General features: G+C 65.0%; 11 protein-coding genes. 10 read left to right on the plus strand and 1 reads right to left on the minus strand.

The features are described from left to right. Window positions 1–11 precede the first annotated feature (11 nt). Window positions 12–944, plus strand: coding sequence for a type II secretion system F family protein (locus O3297_RS01450; protein WP_305049583.1), 933 nt, complete (start codon window positions 12–14; stop codon window positions 942–944). A gap of 75 nt (window positions 945–1,019) precedes the next feature. On the opposite strand, the gene O3297_RS01455 is transcribed toward O3297_RS01450, so the two are convergent. Further along, entirely contained in the window at window positions 1,020–1,802 is a 783-nt protein-coding gene (locus O3297_RS01455; protein WP_034758799.1) for an inositol monophosphatase family protein, read from the minus strand. 195 nt (window positions 1,803–1,997) lie between these two features. Here O3297_RS01455 and O3297_RS01460 point away from each other — a divergent pair, with 195 nt between their 5' ends. From O3297_RS01460 to O3297_RS01500, 9 genes are all read left to right on the plus strand, one after another. After that, window positions 1,998–2,762: an RNA methyltransferase gene (locus tag O3297_RS01460; protein ID WP_070278661.1), complete on the plus strand. Its 765-nt coding sequence runs from the start codon at window positions 1,998–2,000 to the stop codon at window positions 2,760–2,762. Next, window positions 2,759–3,661, plus strand: coding sequence for a LysR substrate-binding domain-containing protein (locus tag O3297_RS01465; RefSeq protein WP_305047552.1), 903 nt, complete (start codon window positions 2,759–2,761; stop codon window positions 3,659–3,661). Before O3297_RS01460 ends, O3297_RS01465 begins: the two co-directional genes overlap by 4 nt. Before the next feature lie 90 nt (window positions 3,662–3,751). After that, window positions 3,752–4,936: an MFS transporter gene (locus O3297_RS01470; RefSeq protein ID WP_305047553.1), complete on the plus strand. Its 1,185-nt coding sequence runs from the start codon at window positions 3,752–3,754 to the stop codon at window positions 4,934–4,936. Window positions 4,937–5,033: 97 nt separating this feature from the next. Then, window positions 5,034–5,558, plus strand: coding sequence for a hypothetical protein (locus tag O3297_RS01475; RefSeq protein WP_099393013.1), 525 nt, complete (start codon window positions 5,034–5,036; stop codon window positions 5,556–5,558). A 7-nt stretch (window positions 5,559–5,565) separates the two neighbouring features. Further along, a complete protein-coding gene (locus O3297_RS01480) occupies window positions 5,566–7,200 on the plus strand; it encodes a GMC family oxidoreductase (protein WP_305047554.1) in 1,635 nt (544 codons plus the stop codon). After that, window positions 7,197–8,153, plus strand: coding sequence for an alpha/beta fold hydrolase (locus tag O3297_RS01485; RefSeq protein WP_305047555.1), 957 nt, complete (start codon window positions 7,197–7,199; stop codon window positions 8,151–8,153). Before O3297_RS01480 ends, O3297_RS01485 begins: the two co-directional genes overlap by 4 nt. Before the next feature lie 301 nt (window positions 8,154–8,454). Next, window positions 8,455–12,093, plus strand: coding sequence for an EAL domain-containing protein (locus O3297_RS01490; protein ID WP_305047556.1), 3,639 nt, complete (start codon window positions 8,455–8,457; stop codon window positions 12,091–12,093). 135 nt (window positions 12,094–12,228) lie between these two features. After that, a complete protein-coding gene (locus tag O3297_RS01495) occupies window positions 12,229–12,834 on the plus strand; it encodes a phasin family protein (protein WP_305047557.1) in 606 nt (201 codons plus the stop codon). A gap of 138 nt (window positions 12,835–12,972) precedes the next feature. After that, window positions 12,973–13,644, plus strand: a complete 672-nt coding sequence (locus O3297_RS01500; protein ID WP_034786204.1) for a TetR/AcrR family transcriptional regulator — start codon at window positions 12,973–12,975, stop codon at window positions 13,642–13,644. The last annotated feature ends 19 nt before the right edge of the window (window positions 13,645–13,663 follow it).

Raw genomic sequence — 13,663 nt, forward strand, 5'->3', positions numbered from 1 at the left:
CGATGAACACGATGAGTGCGGCGCAGCTGGCTTTGCTGGGCCTGCTGTTCCTGATTGTCTTCGCGCTGGCCTTGCTGGTGTTGCGCCTGCTCACTGGCAGTGCCGTGCAGGAGCGGCTGCAGGCGCTGGGCGATGGGGGCGCCGCCGGCGATGGCGGGCGCCATGCCAGGCGGCGATGGCTGGTGCACGCCGTCAGCCTGACGCGTCCGCTGGCCAGGCTGTCGCTGCCGGACGAAGGCTGGGAAAGTTCGCCCATCCGCAGCCGCTTCGTCCATGCCGGCTGGCGCAGCCAGGCCGCGCCCGCGCTGTTTTATGCGGCCAAGACAGGCTTGTTCGTGGGCTTGCCGCTGCTGGCATATGTTCTGCTGCGCCAGGGCGGACACAATATGCTGTTGTGGCTGGTCGCGGCGGCCACCCTCGGTTATTACCTGCCGAATGTCTGGCTGTCGCACTGCCTGAAACAGCGTCAGCGCGAAGTGTTCGAGACCTTTCCCGATGCACTGGACCTGATGACGGTGTGTGTCGAAGCGGGGCTGGCGATGGATGCGGCACTGGCGCGCGTGGCGCAGGAAATCGGCCTGAAAAGCGCGGTCCTGGCCGAAGAGCTGCAACTGGTGACGCTGGAATTGCGCGCCGGTAGCGCCAAGGACAAGGCCTTGCGCAATCTGGCCTTGCGCACGGGAGTGGACGATGTGGACGCGCTGGTGACCCTGCTGATCCAGGCCGAGCGCTTCGGCACGAGCATCGCCGCGTCGCTGCGCGTGCAATCCGACCAGCTGCGCACCAAGCGGCGCCAGCGGGCCGAGGAAACGGCGGCCAGGATCGCCCTCAAGCTGCTGTTTCCGCTGATCTTTTTTATCTTCCCATCGCTGATGGTCGTGCTGATGGGACCGGCGTTCCTGCAGATTTACCGCGTGCTGCTGCCGGCCATGCGGGGCAGCTGAGGGCTGGCCGGGGCAAAAAAAAAGCTGCCGGAGTCGCCTCCGGCAGCTTTTTTTACGTCAGACCGCGCCTGGCAATCAGGCGAATGGCGTCAAGAGGGTGATCATCTGGCCAAAGATCTTCGGGCTGGCGGCGATGACGTCGCCCTTGTACAGGTAGTCCGATTCGCCGGAAAATTCACCGACGATGCCGCCCGATTCCGTGATCATCAGGGCGCCGGCGGCGATATCCCAAGGCTTCAAGCCTTTTTCATAGAAGCCGTCCAGGCGGCCGCAAGCGACGTAGGCCAGGTCCAGCGCGGCCGAGCCGGCGCGGCGTACGCCCTGGCTGCGTTCGCCCATGATCGCGTACATCTTCAGGTATTCGTCCAGCGCGCGGGCGCTGCCGGCCACGTAGCCGGTGCCCAGCAGGGCGTTCGAGATGCGGTCCAGCTTGGTGACGCGGATGCGTTTTTCGTTCAGGTAGGCGCCGGCGCCCTTGGTGGCCGTGAACAGGTCGTTGCGTACCGGGTCGTAGATGACGGCTTGCGTGACGACGCCGCGATGCGCGAGGGCGATCGAGATGCAGTATTGGGGGAAGCCGTGGATAAAGTTGGTGGTGCCGTCCAGCGGATCGATGATCCACTGATATTCATTCTCGTCGTGCGAGTTGGCGGAAGCTCCCGATTCCTCAGCCAGGAACGCGTGGTCCGGGTAGGCTTTGGACAGCACTTCGATGATGGCTTGTTCGGCCGCCTGGTCGACGTCGGTGACGAAATCGTTATGTTGTTTTTCCGTGACGACGACGCGGTCGAGGTCAAAAGAGGCGCGATTGATGACGGCGGCGCCGCGGCGGGCGGCTTTGATCGCCGTGTTGAGCATTGGGTGCATGTGAGCTTCCGTTAAAAGCACGCGACCGCCCAGCGTCGCCTTTCGGCGCCGGTACGATAGAGTGCAAGAATGAATTAAAGAGCGGAGCGGTGCCGAAGTGGTTAAAATCCCGGCCTGGAGTCAGCGTTTTGTGACTCCGTTTCCCGAAATTTCCTGTATCGATACCGCGCAATAGCGCTATTTTAAATGAATCTGCCCGAAATCAACACGTCTCTTTTCAAACGCCTGCGATTTATTCTTGTCGAAACTAGTCGCTCTGGCAACATTGGCGCCGTCGCGCGGGCCATGAAAACGATGGGTTTTTCCGATCTGGTGCTGGTCAATCCCCGCTTTCCCGATGCCTTGACGGACGCGGAAGCGGTGGCCTTCGCCAGCGGCGCGCAGGATATCCTGTCCGGCGCGCGCATTGTCGGCTCGATCGCCGAGGCGCTCGAAGGCTGCAATTACGCGGCGGCCGTCTCAGCCCGCCTGCGCGAATTTTCTCCGCCCGTCACGGCCCCGCGCGCCATCGCGGCCCAACTGGCGGCCAGCGACGACTTGCACGCGGCCGTCATCTTCGGCAACGAGCGCTTCGGCTTGCCCAACGAGATCGTCGAGCAGTGCAATGTGCTGATCAACATACCCGCCAACCCCGAGTATTCCTCGCTGAACCTGTCGCAGGCGGCGCAGGTCGTCGCCTATGAATGCCGCGTGGCGGCCCTCGGCGACGGGCAGATCGCCAGTCCCGTCGGTTTCCATGGCGACGCGGCCAGCCTGGCGCAGGTCGACGGCATGTATGCGCATCTGGAGCAGGCGCTGGTGGCCATCGACTTCCTCGACGCGGACAACCCGAAAAAACTCATGCCAAGGCTGAAACGCCTGTTTTCGCGCACGGGGCTGGAAACGGAAGAAGTCAATATCCTGCGCGGCATCGCCCGGCATATCCTGGCGGTGGCGAAAAAAGGTCCATGATAGAGACCCGGCTGCTGCGCCAGTTCATCGCCGTCGCCGAGGAACTCAATTTCCGCCGCGCGGCCGAGCGGCTGCACATGGCGCAGCCGCCTTTGTCGCAGGCGATATTGCGGCTGGAAGAAGCGCTCGGCTATCCCGTATTCGAGCGCACGAACCGCAAGGTCAGCCTGACGCCGGCCGGCATGGCTTTCCTGGCCACGGCGCGCCAGGTGCTGGCCAGCCTGGAAGAGGGCGTGGCGGCCACGCGCCGCGTGGCGCAGGGCATCGAGGGCCACTTGCGCCTGAGCTTTATCCACATCACGCCGTATGCCCACGTATTGAATGCCTTGCGCGCGTTTCGCGCCGCTTCGCCCGCCGTGCAGTTCACCTTGCGCGAAGCGTCGACGCAGCAGCAGGTCGAGTGGCTGGAAAAAGGCGAGGTCGATATCGCCCTGCTGCGCGCGCCGGGACGCAGCACGCCGGGCTTGCGCTTCGAGCGCCTGTCCGGCGAAGACATCGTGATCGCGCTGCCGTCGAACCACCGCTGCGCGGGCCAGGCGCGCGTGGATCTGGCGGACCTGGCCGGCGACGATTTCGTCGCTTCGCCGCGCGACCTGGGCCAGGGTTTCCACGACCAGCTGGCCAGCCTGTGCCTGCACGCGGGCTTCGTGCCGCATGTGGCGCAGCAGGCGCGCCGTTTGCAAACGGTGCTGGGACTGGTGGCTGCGGGCTTCGGCGTGGCCCTGCTGCCGGCCAGCCTGGCCGCCTGCGCGCCAGCGGGCGTCGTCATGCTGCCGCTGCACAGCGATGCGCCCGCGCCGCTGCGCCAGCTTGACCTGTACATGGCGTGGGATCCGCAGCGCACGTCTCCCGTGCGCGAGCGGCTGCTGGCGCAGCTGCGGCACTTTTCCGCCTATTGAGACTTTCAAAGTCTCGTTTCAAGATAAATAAGATATTTTACAGATGGTGAACGAGGGGCCAGCATGGCGTTTTGATTGTCAGGAACTGCCATGTCCACCATGTCCTCGCGCACAGTGCTGCCGTCCGCCACGCTGCCACTCTCCATTTACCTGCTCTCCCTGTGCAGCTTTGCCTTCGGCTTGTGCGAATTCATCGCCGCCGGCCTGTTGACCCCCATGGCGCGCGACTTGCACGCCAGCGTGGCGGCGGCCGGCGGCGCCATCGCCGCGTATGCGCTGGGGGCGGCCATCGGCGCGCCCATCCTGACGGCCATGCTGGCGCGCCGGCCCGTGCGACAGGTGCTGGTGTCCACCATGCTCGTGCTGGCGGCCGGCAGCGTGGCCATGGCGGCCGCGCCGGCGCTGGGCGCGCTGCTGGGGGTGCGCTTTGCCGTCGGCCTCGCGCATGGCGTGTTCATGGCGGTGGCGTCGCATGCGGCCACCAGCCTGGTCGACCCGTCTCGCGCGGGACGGGCGCTGTCCATCGTCTGGCTGGGTCTGACCCTGGCGCTGGCTGGCGGCGTGCCGCTGGGGACGTGGCTGGGCGCCGTCTCGTCATGGCGCTGGGTTTTCGCGGCCATCGGCGTGCTGGCCCTGTGCGGCGGCGCGGGCCTGCGCTTGGCCATGCCGGCCGCGCGCCAGCAGGCCGCCGCCGTATCGGCGCTGGCCAGCCTGCGCGCCATCCTGCAGCCGCCGCTGCTGCTGGCGGCGGGCGTGGCGGCGCTGGTCAGCGTGGCTACCTTCAGCTTTTTCACGTATGTCTCGCCTTTCCTGCTGCAGCTGGGCGGGCTCGATGCTGGCTGGCTGGGCGCTGCCATGCTGTGCTTTGGCGCGTGCGCCATCGGCGGCAACCTGCTGGGCGGCTGGTGCGCCGACCGTCCCCACGCGCTGCGCTCCACCGTGCTGGCCCTGGCCGCGCTGGCGCTCAATCTGCTGGGGTTTTATCTGCTGCGTGCCCAGCCCCTGGCCATGCTGGCCCTGTGCGGCACTTTGGGCTTGCTGTTCTTTGCCCTCGTCACCCTGTCTACGATGCGGCTGCTACGCCTGGCGCAGAGGCATTGCCCGGGCAGCGACGCCGTGGCGGCGGGCCTGAATATCGCCGCCTTCAATGCGGGCACGGCCTTTGGCGGCGCGCTGGGAGGTGCGCTGATCGTCGCCTTCGGCTTGCCCAGCATTGCCATCGGCGGCGCGCTGGCGGCGCTGCTGGCCATGCTGCTGCTGTGGTTTCAGTCGTAAAAACTAGACTCTCCGCTCTAGTTTTTGCGTTCAAGCGCCCACTGCCTTTGGCGTACACTGGCCTGCAAAAGGCGGTATAAAACAAGGGGATAGGGGTATGCAACGCAGATCGTTTCTGAAACTGGGCGTGCTCGGCGCCTGCGCGCTGGCCGCCGGAGGGGCGGCCTATCGCCTGGTGCGCGGGCCGGCGCCACCAGGCCGCTTCGTGCTCGATGGCGCGGCGCGCGCGGCGCTGGCGGCCATCGTGCCGGCCATGCTGGGCGAGGCCTTGCCGCCGCCGCAAGCGGCTGCGCGGGCCGCGGCGCTCGATGGCGCCATCGCCGGCGTGGATACGGCCATCCGCGGCTTGCCACTGGCGGCGCAGCAGGAGGTGCAGGATTTGTTTGGCCTGCTGGCGCTGGCCCCCGCGCGGCGCTTCGTCGCCGGCGTGCATGGCGGCTGGCGCGAAGCCGATCCCGCCCAGGTGGCCGCTTTTCTGCAGTCGTGGCGCACGCACCGCCTGGCCACCTTGCAGACGGCCTACCTGGCCCTGCACGATCTGATCCTCGGCGCCTGGTATGCCGATGCCGCCCACTGGGCCGCCATCGGCTATCCGGGGCCGCTGCCCGAACTGAGCGCATAAGGCATCCATGAGCACATCTCCCATTCTTGACCCCATCGCCATCGGCGTGGCCAGCGGCTGGAACGTCACCGACGCCAGCACCGTGGCCGCCGACCGTACGCTGGAAGCCGACGTGATCATCATCGGCAGCGGCGCCGGCGGCGGCGTGACGGCGGAAATCCTTGCGCTGGCCGGCCTCAAAGTGCTGATCGTCGAAGAGGGCGGCTTGAAGTCCTCGCAAGACTTCAAGATGCGCGAAGCGGACGCCTATCCCGCGCTGTACCAGGAATCGGCCGCGCGCAAGACGCGCGACAAGGCGATCAATATCCTGCAGGGGCGCACCGTGGGCGGTTCGACCACCGTCAACTGGACCTCGAGCTTCCGCACGCCGCCCGGCACCCTCGAATACTGGCGCAAGCATTTTGGCTTGTCCGGCTATTCCGTCGATGCCATGGCGCCGTGGTTCGCCATGATGGAAAAGCGCCTGCACGTGAGCGACTGGGCCGCGCCGCCCAATGAAAACAACGATTTACTGCGCCGTGGCGCCACGGCGCTGGGCATCCCCACGGCCGCCATCCGGCGCAACGTGAACGGCTGCTGGAACCTCGGCTATTGCGGCATGGGCTGCCCGACCAACGCCAAGCAGTCGATGCTGGTGACGACGATCCCGTCGGCGCTGGCGCTGGGCGCGGGCCTGCTCGTGCATGCGCGCGCCGAGCGTTTCAGCTTCAAGGGCGAGCGCATCGACAGCCTGCAGGTGACGGCGCTCGACGCCGCCGGGCAGGCGCCGACGGGCGTGCGCCTCACCTTGCGCGCCAGGCACTTCGTGCTGGCCGGCGGCGCCATCAACTCGCCGGCGCTGCTGTTGCGCTCGCAGGCGCCGGATCCGCATGGCTTGCTGGGGCGGCGCACCTTCCTGCATCCGACGGTGATCTCGGCGGGCCTGTTCCCGCAGCGCGTCGACGCCTATGCGGGCGCGCCGCAGACGATTTATTCCGACCATTTCCTGCACACGGCGCCCATCGATGGTCCCATCGGCTACAAGCTCGAAGCGCCGCCGCTGCATCCGCTGCTGATGGCCACCACCATGGGCGGTTTCGGCGATGAACACGCGCGCACCATGCGCGAATTCCCCCATGCGCATGGCTTGCTGGCCCTGCTGCGCGACGGCTTTCACCATGATTCGGCGGGCGGCACGGTATCGATCGACAGCTTCGGCGCGCCCGTACTCGACTATCCGCTCACGCCTTTTATGTGGGATGGCGTGCGGCGCGCGCTGCTGTCGATGGCGGAAATCCAGTTCGCCGCCGGCGCGAAAAGTGTCTATCCCGTGCATGAAATGGCCAGCCATTACACCAGCTGGGCGCAGGCGAAGCAGGCGATCGGCGATTTGCCGATGAAGGTGCTGCTGGCGCGGGTGGTGTCGGCCCACGTGATGGGCGGCTGCGCCATGTCGGACGATGCGCGCCTGGGCGTGACGGGTGCCGATGGCCGCTACCACGGCGTGCGCAATTTGTCCGTGCACGACGGCTCGCTGTTGCCCACGTCGATAGGCGCCAATCCGCAATTGACGCTGTATGCGCTGGCCGCGCGCCTGGCCAGCGGCCTGGCGCGGGAGCTGACGGGCAAACCGGCGCCTGTGCCCGTTCCAGCGCCAGCATGATCGCACGCATACTCAAGTGGCTGATGCTGCTGCAAGTGCTGGCCGTGCTGGGGTTGGCGTACCTGGCCATGCAGGCGTGGGGCGTGGCTTCGCCGGTGCAGGCCGTGTTGCTGGCGCTGGCCATGCTGCTGGCCGTGCGCGCGCTGGTCGTGGCGCGCAATTTTTGGCAGAGCCGGCGGCTGGGTAGCCCCGTGCCGCCCGAGTATCAGCTGGGCGCCATGGGCGCCGCGCGCCTGTTTTTCGGCGAACTGCGCGCCACCCTGTGGACCTCGTCGTGGGGCATGCTGCGTCCGCGCCTGCATGCGGCCGACACCATCGCTGGCCAGGGCCTGCCCGTGCTGCTGATACACGGCTATGTATGCAACCGCGGCTACTGGGCGCAGCTGAGCCGCCAATTGGCGCGGGCAGGCATCGCGCACGATGGCGTCGACCTGGAGCCCTTCGGGGCCGATATCGAGCAATTTGTGCCCCAAGTGGAGCAAGCCATCACCGAGCTGTGCGCCCGCACGGGCAGCGGCCGCGTGATTCTCGTCGCCCACAGCATGGGCGGCCTGGTGGCGCGCGCCTGGCTGCGCCGGCATGGCGCGCGGCGTGTCGCCCGCATCATCACCATCGGCACGCCGCACCACGGCACGGCGCTGGCCAACCTGGCGGCAGGCGCGAATGCCCGGCAGATGAGCCGTATCCATGGCGCCCCGGACGCCTGGCTGGCGCAGCTGGCCGCCAGCGAGACGCCGGAAACGCGCGCCCTGATCACCTCGATGTACTCGCATCACGACAATATCGTCGCGCCGCAGTCGTCCGCGCAGCTGCCCGGCGCGCGCAATCTGGCCTTCGGCGGCATCGGCCACGTGGCGCTGGCCAGCGATGCGCGCGTGCTGCGTCAGCTGCTGGAAGAAATCACTATCAAGAACGAAGTCGCCCAGCCTCCGTCTTGCCCGCATTTTTCCTGACTCCTGTTGTGTTTTGTCTGCATGGCAAGACTGTCTGTTTTGACTCTGCTGTTGCCCCTGTTTAACAACGCCATGGGCAGATAATGCTGTTTTCCGCTGGCGTACTGTATTAAGCTAAGGTCAGAAGGGCAGCGGGAAAAATTGTTCCTGAGGCCGCTTGCGCCGTTCTGCAGACGTCCGGCGGCCAGATTTTTCTCAGGATCTATGGCAAGATATTGTAGGATTGTTATGTAGCCCGCGCATGCGAAAAGTTGAACGCAGGCAGAAAATGAGTCCATGCAGTTTTTATTGGGGGCGCTAATTGTCCGCACGTATCCTGATTATTGAAGATAACGCCACCAATATGGAATTGATGGTGTATTTGCTGCGTGCCTTCGGGTACACGCCGCTGGCCGCCTATGACGGCGAAGAGGGCGTGCGCATGGCGCGCAGCGAATTGCCGGACTTGATCATTTGCGACGTGCATTTGCCCAAGCTCGATGGCTATGGCGTGGTGGCCGAGCTGAAGAAAGATCCGCAGCTGCGCAATATCCCGGCCCTGGCCGTGACGGCGCTGGCCATGGTGGGCGACCGCGAACGTCTGCTCGAAGCGGGTTTCAATGGCTACATCGGCAAGCCGATCGAGCCCGACCTGTTCGTCGCGGAGCTGGAATCTTTTTTACCCGGGGCGCCGTCGACGCCAGTTAAAAACGACATAGCCACCATCCTGATCGTCGATGATCATGTGCTGAACCGCGAATTCCTGACCGCTTTGCTCGGTTACGGCGGCCACCGCCTGCTGGAAGCGGCGAATGGCGCCGATGCGCTGGAAATCCTGCGCACCGAGCGGCCGGACCTGATCATTTCCGACATCCTCATGCCGAACATGGACGGCTACGAATTCGTCACGCGCGTGCATGCCGATCCCGTGCTGACCGACGTGCCCATCATTTTCTATACGGCCACCTACCGCGAACAGGAAGCGATCTTGCTGGCGCAGGCGTGCGGCGTGCGCTGGGTGCTGCCCAAACCGTCCGACCCCGAAGTCATCGTGCGCACGGTGAACGAGGCGCTGGGACTGATGCCGGCAGGGCCGCAGGTGCCGGCAGCGCCGGAGGCCAGCGACGCCGCGGCGCCTCCCGCCACGGGCAAGCTGGCCGGCATCGAGCACCAGGTCAGCGGCTACCTCGACGAACTCGAATCGAGCAGCCAGCAGATTTCGCAACTGGCCAGCCAGCGCGAGGGCCAGGCCGTCATCCCCGAAGACCTGGGCGTCATGACGGAGCGCCTGTCGCGCTCGCTGTCGAGCCTGCAGGCCGTCAGCCTGCGCCTCACGGCCCTGATCGAGCTGGGCATCGAGCTGGGCGCCGAACGCGATCCGCGCGCCCTGATCGAGGCGGGCTGCAAGGTGGCGCAGAATATCTGCGTCTCCAAGTACGCCTGCATCGGCATGCTGGAAGAGGGCGCCGAAAAGCTCAGCTATTTTTCCTCGTGCGGCGCCGAGAAAAACCTCGAGCGCATCGCCAGCACACCGCGCACGGGCATCCTGAACCGCTTGCTGGAACAGCGCCAGCCCTACCGGGTCAACGGCTTGAAGGGCGACCCTGGCGCGCTGGGCCTGCCCGACACGCACCCGCCCGTGCATTCCTTTCTGGGCGTGGCCATCGCCTCGCGCGAGCGCAGCCACGGCTGGCTGTACCTGGTCGACAAGCTGGGCGCGAATGAATTTTCCGAAGTCGACGAGCGCGTCGCCGCCACGGTGGCGGCGCAGATCGCCGTCGCCTACGACAACCTGCTGCTGTACGACGAGATCAAGCGCCACCATGAGCAGCTGACCCTGGACATGGCGGCGCGCATCCGCCTCGATGAAGACTTGCGCCGCTTCCGCCTGGCGATGGATGCCACGGCCGACGCGATTTTCCTCGTCGACCGCGCCGGCATGTGCTTCGTCGACGTCAACCAGACGGCTTGCCGCATGCTTGGTTTCGATCGCGAGGATTTTCTGCGCGTGGGGCCGGGCCGCGCGCACGAGGGTGAATCCCAGCTGGAAGAGCTGTACAACAAGCTGTTGGCCGGCGACCAGGGCGGCCCGATGACGGAATTGCAGCTGCAGCGCAAGGACGGTTCGCCGCTGTCGGTGGAAGTGCAGCGGCGTACCCTGCGCTCGGGGCAGAGCTGGATCCTGGTGGCCGTGGCGCGCGACATCACCGAGCGCAAGGATGCCGAGCACCGCCTGATGAAGCTGGCGCATTTCGATACCTTGACTGGCTTGCCGAACCGCAGCCAGTTCTACGCCTCGCTGACCCATTCGCTGACCCAGGCGTCCGAGCACCAGTGGGCCGTGGCCGTGCTGTTCATGGATATCGACCGCTTCAAGAATATCAACGATACCCTGGGCCACACCATCGGCGACGATCTGCTGCGCCAGTTTTCCAGCCGCCTCGTCGATTGCCTGCGCGTGCGCGATACCATCGGCCGCTTTGGCGGCGATGAATTTGCCACCATCCTGGTACTGCCCGATGGCGCCCAGCATGCCGTGGGCGTGGTCGACAAGATCCGCGAGGCGATGCGCAAGCCCTTCGACTTGCAGGGCCACGAGGTGACGGTGACGGTCAGCATCGGCATTTCCGTGTACCCCGACGATGGCATCGATGCGGACACGCTGATTCAATATGCCGACACGGCCATGTACCGCGCCAAGGAAGCGGGCCGCGACGCCTTCCGCTTCTTCACGGCGGAAATGAATGCGCAGTCGATGGCGCGGCTGGACATGGAAAACGCCCTGCGGCGCGCCATCGACAACGAGGAATTCGTGCTGTTCTTCCAGCCCAAGGTGAATATCATCTCGGGACGCATCAGCGGCGCCGAGGCGCTGATACGCTGGCGCCGCCCCGGCCACGGCATGGTCTCGCCGGCCCTGTTCATCCCCCTGCTGGAAGAAACGGGGCTGATCGTGCGCGTCGGTAACTGGGTGCTTGACGAAGCGTGCAGGAAGATCAGCGAGTGGGGCGCCAGCAGCATCGGGCCCGTGCACCTGTCGGTCAACGTGTCGGGTATCCAGTTTTTCGTCGGCGGCCTGGAAGAGGAGGTGCTCAAGGCGATCCGCAAATACGATATCGCGCCCGAGCTGCTGGAGCTGGAGCTGACGGAAAGCTCGCTCATGTCGAACGCCGAGGAAACCATCGCCGTGCTGCGCAACCTGAAGGCGCTGGGCATCCAGATTTCCATCGATGATTTCGGCACCGGCTATTCGAGCCTGGCCTACCTGAAGCGCTTCCCCATCGACAAGCTGAAGATCGATATCGCCTTCGTGCGCGAAGTGACCAGCAATCCGGACGACGCGGCCATCGTGCTGGCCATTATCAGCATGGCGCACAGCATGAAGCTGGAAGTGATCGCCGAAGGCGTGGAAAACGATGCGCAGCTGGCCTATTTGCGGCGCCACGGCTGCGACGAGATGCAGGGGTATTACTTCAGCCGTCCCGTGCCGCACGAGGAATTCGAACAGATGCTGATGGGCGGCAAGCTGTTGCAGGCGCCGCAGGATGCCGGTGGCGAAGAGCAGCAAACCTTGCTGATCGTCGACGACGACGTCTTCATGCTCGATGTGCTCAGCGACTTCCTGGCGCAGGACGGCTACCGCATCCTCACGGCGCAGACGGCCGCCGAAGGCTTCGACATCCTGGCGCGCCACAAGGTGCAGGTGATCCTGTGCGACCAGTGCATGCCGCTCATGAGCGGCACCGAATTCATGGAGCGGGTCAAGCACCTGTGTCCCGACACCTTCCGCATCATGCTGTCGGCTTTTGCCGACCTGACGCCCATCATGGCGGCCATCAACCGCGGCGCCGTCGACCGCTTCTATACCAAGCCGTGGAAAGGCGCCGTGCTGCGCGAGAATATCCGCGAAGGCTTCCGCCTGCACAAGCTGCTGCATGGCCAGGTGAAGGCGGCGGCCTAGGTTCTGGCCGCCACGTGCGCTGGCGCACCTTGAGCAGCCGTTTTCTATCGAATTAGACCCCCGTCTCTAGTTTTGCTCACTAGAATAAAATGCATCCATGAAGTGGCATGGCCTTTCACATGACGGGAGCTGGCGATGGTGAAGAAATTGAAGGAACCGACGGAAGACAAGGAATTGGCAAGCGCCGTGCGCTCGTCCGCGCAGCAGATCTGGCAAGCGGGCCTCGGTGCCTTTGCCAAGGCGCAGGAAGAGGGCGGGCGCGTGTTTTCCAAGCTGGTAAAGGAAGGCACGGAATTCCAGAAGCGCGCCGAAGACAAGGTGGCCGGTGTCAGCGACAGTGTCAGCAAGCTGGCCGATGGCGTGGGCAAGCAGGCCAGCGGCTCCTGGGACAAGCTGGAACAGGTGTTTGAAGAGCGCGTCGCGCGCGCCCTGGCCACCATCGGCGTGCCCACGCAACAGGACCTCGCCGCGCTGCACGCGCAGATCGATGCCTTGAGCCGGCAAGTGGCGGCGCTGTCGGCCAAGGCCGCGCCGGCGCCCAGGCCGAAGGCTGCGGCCAAGCCCGCCTTGAAGGCGGCGCCGAAAGCCGCACCGAAAACCGCGCCAAAAACCGTACCGAAAACGGCCGTCGCCAAGGCCACGGCCAAGCCGGCAGCCAGGGCCGCGCCGCGCGCCGCAGCCAAACCGGTGAGCAAGCCGCTGAGCAAACCGGCGGCGAAGAAAAAAGCGCCGGCCGCCTGAGCTGACGCCGCATTCCTCCAGCCTGCTCGCGCAGGCTTTTTTTTGCCTGGGTTTTTCGCCGGCGGCCAGGGGCGGAGTGTTTCATTATGGCTATTTTAGGTGGTATGCTTGAGGCAGAACACAGAGAGATTGCCCGCCATGCTACAAAAAGCACCACGCCGTACCCGCGAACGCATCCTGGAGTTGTCGCTGCGCCTGTTCAATGAGTTTGGTGAGCCGAATATCACGACGACCGTGATTGCGGAAGAGATGAACATTTCGCCCGGCAACCTGTATTACCACTTCCGTAACAAGGACGACATCGTCAATTCGATCTTCGTCCAGTTCGAGGCGGAAATCGAACGCATCCTGACCGTGCCCGACGGTCGCCGCTCGAATATCGAGGATGTCTGGCTGTATTTGCACCTGATGTTCGAACTGATCTGGCGCTACCGCTTTTTCTATCGCGACCTCAATGATTTGCTGTCGCGCAACCGCAAACTGGAATTGCACTTCAAGCTGATCCTGGCGCACAAGATCAAGGTGGCCACGCAGCTGTGCGAAGACTTGCGCAGCGAACAGTCGCTGGAAGCGTCGGACATGGAAATTGCTGCGATGGCGACGAATATGGTGGTTGTCGCCACCTACTGGCTGTCGTACGAGTATGTGCGCAATCCGCGCAAGTACAGCGAGCAGCAATCGATGTCCGATGCGCTGGCGCGCGGCTGCTACCAGGTGCTGTCCCTGATCGGCCCGTATCTGCGCAATGAAACGCATTTGCTGTTTCGCAAACTGTCGGAAGAGTATGTGACGAAACTCAAGAACGACTGACGCGGCTGCTGGCGCCACG

This window comes from Janthinobacterium sp. SUN128 (assembly GCF_030587275.1).
GTDB lineage: Bacteria > Pseudomonadota > Gammaproteobacteria > Burkholderiales > Burkholderiaceae_D > Janthinobacterium > Janthinobacterium lividum.

Bases quoted from the DNA above. Each gene is read 5' to 3' on its own strand.
- O3297_RS01450 (WP_305049583.1), top strand. From the start codon at position 12: ATGAGTGCGGCGCAGCTGGCTTTGCTGGGCCTGCTGTTCCTGATTGTC.
- O3297_RS01455 (WP_034758799.1), bottom strand. From the start codon at position 1,802: ATGCTCAACACGGCGATCAAAGCCGCCCGCCGCGGCGCCGCCGTCATC.
- O3297_RS01460 (WP_070278661.1), top strand. From the start codon at position 1,998: ATGAATCTGCCCGAAATCAACACGTCTCTTTTCAAACGCCTGCGATTT.
- O3297_RS01465 (WP_305047552.1), top strand. From the start codon at position 2,759: ATGATAGAGACCCGGCTGCTGCGCCAGTTCATCGCCGTCGCCGAGGAA.
- O3297_RS01470 (WP_305047553.1), top strand. From the start codon at position 3,752: ATGTCCACCATGTCCTCGCGCACAGTGCTGCCGTCCGCCACGCTGCCA.
- O3297_RS01475 (WP_099393013.1), top strand. From the start codon at position 5,034: ATGCAACGCAGATCGTTTCTGAAACTGGGCGTGCTCGGCGCCTGCGCG.
- O3297_RS01480 (WP_305047554.1), top strand. From the start codon at position 5,566: ATGAGCACATCTCCCATTCTTGACCCCATCGCCATCGGCGTGGCCAGC.
- O3297_RS01485 (WP_305047555.1), top strand. From the start codon at position 7,197: ATGATCGCACGCATACTCAAGTGGCTGATGCTGCTGCAAGTGCTGGCC.
- O3297_RS01495 (WP_305047557.1), top strand. From the start codon at position 12,229: ATGGTGAAGAAATTGAAGGAACCGACGGAAGACAAGGAATTGGCAAGC.
- O3297_RS01500 (WP_034786204.1), top strand. From the start codon at position 12,973: ATGCTACAAAAAGCACCACGCCGTACCCGCGAACGCATCCTGGAGTTG.